Origin of the sequence: Flavobacterium sp. A45, assembly GCF_002001005.1 — a bacterium.
Lineage (GTDB): Bacteria > Bacteroidota > Bacteroidia > Flavobacteriales > Flavobacteriaceae > Flavobacterium.
This window is the reverse complement of sequence record NZ_MUNX01000152.1, coordinates 1-6,530: the sequence shown is the minus strand read 5'-3', so window position 1 is coordinate 6,530 and position 6,530 is coordinate 1. Positions and strand designations below refer to the sequence as shown.

General features: G+C 33.6%; 4 protein-coding genes. All 4 read right to left on the bottom strand.

Annotated features, from left to right (window positions below; translation table 11 throughout):
* Window positions 1-287 precede the first annotated feature (287 nt).
* The 4 genes from acs to ilvB all read right to left on the bottom strand — a co-directional run bounded on the left by acs (window position 288) and on the right by ilvB (window position 6,499).
* Window positions 288-2,198 carry an acetate--CoA ligase gene (gene acs, locus B0E44_RS18220; RefSeq protein ID WP_077378795.1) on the bottom strand — a complete coding sequence of 637 codons (1,911 nt, stop codon included), beginning with the start codon at window positions 2,196-2,198 and terminating at the stop codon, window positions 288-290.
* Window positions 2,199-2,630: 432 nt separating this feature from the next.
* Entirely contained in the window at window positions 2,631-4,100 is a 1,470-nt protein-coding gene (ilvC, locus tag B0E44_RS18215; protein ID WP_077378792.1) for a ketol-acid reductoisomerase, read from the bottom strand.
* 84 nt (window positions 4,101-4,184) lie between these two features.
* The gene (gene ilvN, locus B0E44_RS18210; RefSeq protein ID WP_077378789.1) at window positions 4,185-4,706 is read right to left on the bottom strand and encodes an acetolactate synthase small subunit; all 522 of its coding nucleotides are present in this window, start codon (window positions 4,704-4,706) and stop codon (window positions 4,185-4,187) included.
* 104 nt (window positions 4,707-4,810) lie between these two features.
* Window positions 4,811-6,499 carry a biosynthetic-type acetolactate synthase large subunit gene (gene ilvB, locus B0E44_RS18205; protein WP_077378797.1) on the bottom strand — a complete coding sequence of 563 codons (1,689 nt, stop codon included), beginning with the start codon at window positions 6,497-6,499 and terminating at the stop codon, window positions 4,811-4,813.
* Between the last annotated feature and the right edge of the window lie 31 nt (window positions 6,500-6,530).

Here is a 6,530-nt window from a genome sequence, read left to right as displayed (position 1 = left end):
ACATAGTACTTTATTTTAACTTTTTATTAACTTTTTGTCCGTTTTTATTGGGAAAATAAATGTTGTACTATTTAACTGAAGTAACATAACAATATATTATCTAATGAACTGATATACAATAGACTTTAATTCAAAGATAATGTTACTGCAATTAATAAAAATTTAACATTGACTCAAATAACTTACCTTTTTGTACATTTTCTTTTATTAGATCATAAAGAGGTATTCAAAAAAAAACTGCTTCAGATTTTGAAGCAGTTTTTATAGAAGTCAAAGACTAAATAGCGTTATACTATTTTCCCTTTTACAATTTCATCAACAATTTCTGGATTTAGTAATGTTGTGATATCACCAAAATTAGAATAATCACCTTCCGCAATTTTTCGCAAAATACGTCGCATAATTTTTCCGGATCTAGTTTTTGGCAAACCAGTTACAAACTGAATTTTGTCAAGCTTAGCAATTGGTCCAATATGATCAGACACATGTTGATTAATCTCTTTAATCAAATTGTCTCTATCTCTATATTCACCAGATTCTTTCAATATCACATAACCATAGAGTGCATTTCCTTTAATATCATGTGGGAATCCAACAATTGCTGACTCTGCAACAGCTGGGTGCTCATTGATGGCATCTTCAATAGGTGCAGTTCCTAAATTATGTCCAGAAACAATCACTACATCATCCACACGTCCTGTAATTCTATAATACCCTACTTCATCACGTAAGGCACCATCTCCTGTAAAATATTTTCCTGGAAAAGCAGAGAAATAAGTGTCTTTGTATCTTTGGTGATCTCCCCAAATGGTTCTTGCTATACCTGGCCATGGAAATTTGATGCACAAACTACCATCTACTTGATTTCCTTCAATTTCATTGCGCTTATCATCCATTAAAACGGGTTGAATTCCAGGCAATGGCAATGTAGCATATGTAGGTTTTGTTGGAGTAATGAATGCCAATGGAGCAATCATGATTCCGCCTGTTTCGGTTTGCCACCAAGTATCAACTACTGGGCAACGCTTCCCTCCTACGTGGTCATTGTACCAGTGCCAAGCTTCTTCGTTAATAGGCTCTCCTACTGAACCAATAACTTTCAATGATTTTAAAGGAAATTTTTGAACATAGGATAAATTCTCTTTGGCCAAAGCACGGATGGCTGTTGGTGCTGTATAGAATTGTGTAACTTTATGTTTTTCGATTGTTTCCCAAAAACGACTAAAATCAGGATAAGAAGGAATTCCTTCAAAAATTACAGTAGTAGCTCCATTCAATAATGGGCCGTATAAGATATAAGAGTGACCAGTAATCCAACCGATATCGGCAGTACACCAAAAAACATCATTCTCTTCATAATTAAATACATTCTTAAATGTATAGGCTGTATAAACCATATAACCAGCCGTAGTATGAACCATTCCTTTTGGTTTTCCTGTAGATCCAGAAGTATATAATATAAACAAAGGATCTTCGGCATCCATGATTTCGGCAACACTATTATTTATTGCATTATCCAAAAGTGGAGCCAACCATTGGTCACGACCAGCTTTCATCTTTATTTCAGCATTGGTTCTTTTGGCTACCAAAACTGAAGTAACAGTTGGACAACTTTCTAAAGCATCATCAATAATTCCTTTTAAATCAATAGTTTTATTTCCACGGTAACCTCCATCAGAAGTAATCACCATTTTACATTCACTGTCATTTATCCTTGAAGCCACAGCAGAAGCAGAAAAACCAGCAAAAACAACAGAATGTATTGCTCCAATTCTGGCGCAAGCCAAAACTGATACAGCCAATTCAGGAATCATTGGTAAATAAATACAAACACGGTCTCCTTTTGTAATGCCTTGTTCTCTTAAAACATTAGCCATTTTAGAAACGCGTTCGTATAATTCATTATAACTTATATGCAATGCTTCTTCTGAAGGATCATTTGGTTCAAAAATTATTGCAGTTTTCTCACCTTTCTTAGCCAAGTGCCTGTCAATACAGTTCTTTGTAATATTGACTTTTGCGTCAACGAACCATTTTACTTCGGCTTCAGCCATATTAAAATCGACAACTTTGTCCCAGTACTGATACCAAGTGAAATTTTCTTCAGCAATTTTTCCCCAGAATTTTCGGGGTTCACGTATTGATTTATTATAATGTTTAAAGTATTGTTCTAGACTATCGATTTTAAAATAACTCATCTTTTTTAATTTTTTATAAAAGTATTAAATCTGTTCGATTTTCAAAACTATTAATTTACAAAATATTTGAAAAACATAATAAAAAAGCGCACTTCTTCAAAATTTTATGAATTTTTAATACTATTTTAGATTTAAACACAAATTTTAAACAAGAAAAGGACATAATAGAAAACTAAAATGCCCTTTTATTAACAATATTTAACAAAACAATTATATTCTTCCTTTTTAAATTAAAAGAATCTCTTTATAAAATATATTGACTAGGGATTACTTCACTTAACTTAGAGCTCACCTGAAGTTAAGTGAATGTAATAGCATAAAATATCATCAACTGTCTAATAAGTGCTTACTAATTCAAAATATTTAAACCTATTTGATATTATGCAAATCCCAGCACACCCTCATGTGTGGTAATCCTAATCATTATTTTATTTATCCTATTTTTTTCATTGCAGTCATTGATTCTCTCAACCAAGCTCCAACTTCTTCAATTGGATGTTGACGAATACTTTTATTAACCGCAATAAGTACTGCATTATCTACACCATTAGTAGTAGAAAAAGGTTTTCCAATAACATTAGTTTCAACTGTTTTCATGAATTCAGTCAATAATGGTTTACAAGCATGGTCAAACAAATAACAACCGTATTCAGCAGTATCCGAAATAACACGATTCATTTCAAACAATTTTTTTCTTGCTACCGTATTCGCAATCAAAGGTAATTCATGTAAAGATTCATAGTATGCTGATTCTTCAATAATACCAGCCTCTGTCATAGTTTCAAAAGCCAATTCAACACCCGCTTTTACCATGGCAATCATCAAAACTCCATTGTCAAAATACTCTTGTTCTGAAATTGGAGCTTCTTGCGGAGCTGTTTTTTCGAAATTAGTTTCTCCTGTTGCTGCTCTCCAAGTCAATAAATTTACATCATCATTAGCCCAGTCAATCATCATGTTTCTTGAAAACTCTCCAGACATAATATCATCTTGGTGTTTTTGAAATAATGGGCGCATGATATCTTTCAATTCATCTGCCAATTCATAAGCTTCAATTTTTGCAGGGTTTGAAAGACGATCCATCATATTAGTGATACCTCCATGTTTCAAAGCTTCTGTGATAGTTTCCCATCCGTATTGAATTAATTTTGAAGCATATCCAGGCTCAATTCCTTTCTCTACCATTTTATCAAAACATAAAATAGAACCAGTTTGCAACAAACCACAAAGAATAGTTTGCTCACCCATTAAATCTGATTTTACTTCAGCTACGAATGACGACTTTAAAACTCCCGCTTTATGTCCACCAGTTGCAGCTGCGTAGGCCTTTGCTTGATCTAAACCAAAACCATTTGGATCATTTTCTGGGTGAACTGCAATAAGAGTTGGGACACCAAAACCTCTTTTGTATTCTTCACGTACTTCAGATCCTGGACATTTAGGAGCACACATAATAACCGTTAAGTCTTTACGGATTTGCATTCCTTCTTCAACGATATTAAATCCATGAGAATAAGCCAAAGTAGCCCCTTGTTTCATCAATGGCATGATTGCAGTTACTACTGCAGTATGTTGTTTATCCGGTGTAAGGTTACAAACCAAATCAGCTGTTGGAATTAATTCTTCATAAGTTCCCACTTTGAAACCATTATCAGTAGCATTTTTGAAAGAAGCTCTTTTTTCAGCGATAGCGTCAGCACGTAATGCATAAGAAATATCTAAACCTGAATCTCTCATGTTTAAACCTTGGTTCAAACCTTGAGCTCCACAACCTACAATGACTACTTTTTTTCCTGCTAATGCTTCTATTCCATTTGCAAATTCTGATTGATCCATGAATTCGCAAACTCCTAATTGTTCTAATTGTAATCTAAGTGGTAATGAATTGAAATAATTTGCCATTTTTTTTAATATTTAATGAATGTAAAATTTAATAATTGAAAATTGTAATCTGTAAAAATTGTCTATTGCTGTTACAAATTGGATTTATTTTAATGCTTCTAATAATGTTGATATTTCCATTTTTTCTTTCGAAATCGATATTCTGCCCGAACGAACAAATTGCATAATTCCGAAAGGTTTTAGCTTTGCGTATAATTCTTCAATTTCTGAGCGTTTACCTGATTTTGAAATCACAAAAAAATCTCTAGATACCGTTACAATTTCAGATTTACTGTCTTTTATTATGTTCTGAATTTGTCTTTCGTCAAAAAGCAAGCTAGATTCTATTTTGAAGATTGCACTTTCCAAAAAGATAGTTTCCTCATCGATGTGGTAAAATGCTTTGATAACTTCAATTTGTTTTTCTATTTGTCCTACAATGTTTTGCACCCATTTTTCGGTGGTATTTACAACAATAACAAATCTTGAAACATTTTCAATTTCAGATTCGGAAACATTTAGACTCAATATGTTGATGTGACGTTTCAAGAATATCCCAGATATTCTATTTAGCAAGCCAACGTTATTTTCTGAATAAACAGAAATGGTGAACATTTTATTTTCCATTTTATATTGTTTAAAGTTTAAAATTGTTTAAAGTTTAAAATTGTTTAATGAAATTCTAGTTTGCATTTTTCAAACAACTTTAAACCTTAATCTTTAAACTATTTTTAATTTAATCTTATATCAGAAACTGAAGCTCCTGTTGGGATCATCGGAAATACGTTATTCTCTTTCTCTACCATAACTTCTAGAAAGTAAGACTCTTTAGAAGCCATCATTTCGGCAACTGCGGCGTCCAAATCTTCTCGTTTGGTTACTTTTTTTGATTTGATATAATACCCCTCAGCAATTGCAATAAAGTTTGGGTTTATCATTTTGGTAGAAGCATATCTATTATCAAAAAATAGTTCTTGCCATTGACGCACCATTCCTAAAAATTCATTATTCAAAACAACAATTTTAACGGGAACCTTAGTTTGAAAAATAGTCCCCAATTCTTGAATCGTCATTTGAAAACCTCCGTCACCAATAATTGCTACAACTTCTCTATCTGGCATTCCCATTTTTGCACCAATTGCAGCTGGCAAAGCAAATCCCATCGTTCCTAAACCACCTGAAGTAATGTTACTTTTGGTTTTATTAAATTTAGAATAACGACATGTAAACATTTGGTGTTGTCCTACATCCGAAACCATAATGGCATCACCATTAGAATGTTTATTAATCATTTCAATAGTTTCTCCCATAGAAATGCCACGATTGTTAGAAGGTGCCAATTCTTCATTGATAACCGCTTCCATTTCAATTTTATACTTTTCTTTGAACTCGTTATGCCAAGCATCATGAGATTTACTTTCGACAAGAGGAATCAAAGCGTTTAATGCTTCCTTCACATCCGCTAATACCGCAACTGTCGTTTTTACATTTTTATCTACTTCAGCAGGATCAATTTCAAAGTGAATTACTTTGGCTTGTTTGGCGTAAGTAGCCAAATTTCCTGTCACACGGTCATCAAAACGCATTCCCAATGCAATCAATACATCGCATTCATTAGTTAAGATATTTGGACCATAATTTCCATGCATGCCCAACATCCCTACGTTCAAAGGATGGTCTGTTGGCAAAGCTGAAAGACCCAAAATTGTCCAAGCCGCTGGAATACCTGTTTTTTCAATCAATGCTTTTAATTGTTCTTCGGCTTCGCTTAAAATAATTCCTTGCCCAAAAATAATATATGGTTTTTTGGCATTGTTTATTAAATCGGCAGCTTCTTTAACTTTTTCAAGATTTAAAGTAGGCTTTGGTGTGTAACTTCTAATGCTAGTACATTTTTCATAACTAAAATCCAGTTCGTCAAATTGAGCATTTTTTGTAATGTCTATCAATACTGGCCCTGGACGCCCTGATCTTGCAATAAAAAAAGCTTTTGCAATAATTTCTGGAATTTCACTCGCTTCGGTAATTTGATAATTCCATTTGGTTACTGGAGTAGATATTCCAATGATATCAGTCTCCTGAAAAGCATCCGATCCCAATAAATGTTTTCCTACTTGCCCTGTGATGCATACCATTGGAGTAGAATCTATTTGAGCATCGGCTATTCCTGTAACTAAATTAGTTGCCCCTGGTCCTGAAGTAGCAATTGCAACTCCAACTTTTCCTGTAGCTCTTGCAAATCCTTGTGCAGCATGAGTTGCACCTTGTTCGTGACGCACCAAAACATGATGCAATTGATCTTGAAATTTATATAATTCGTCATATACCGGCATTATCGCTCCTCCAGGATAACCATAAACTAGGTCAACTCCTTCGGCTAATAAGCATCTTATAACGGCTTCTGCTCCTGATATTTTCATTTTATTTATATTTTTCCCCACCCCGACCCTC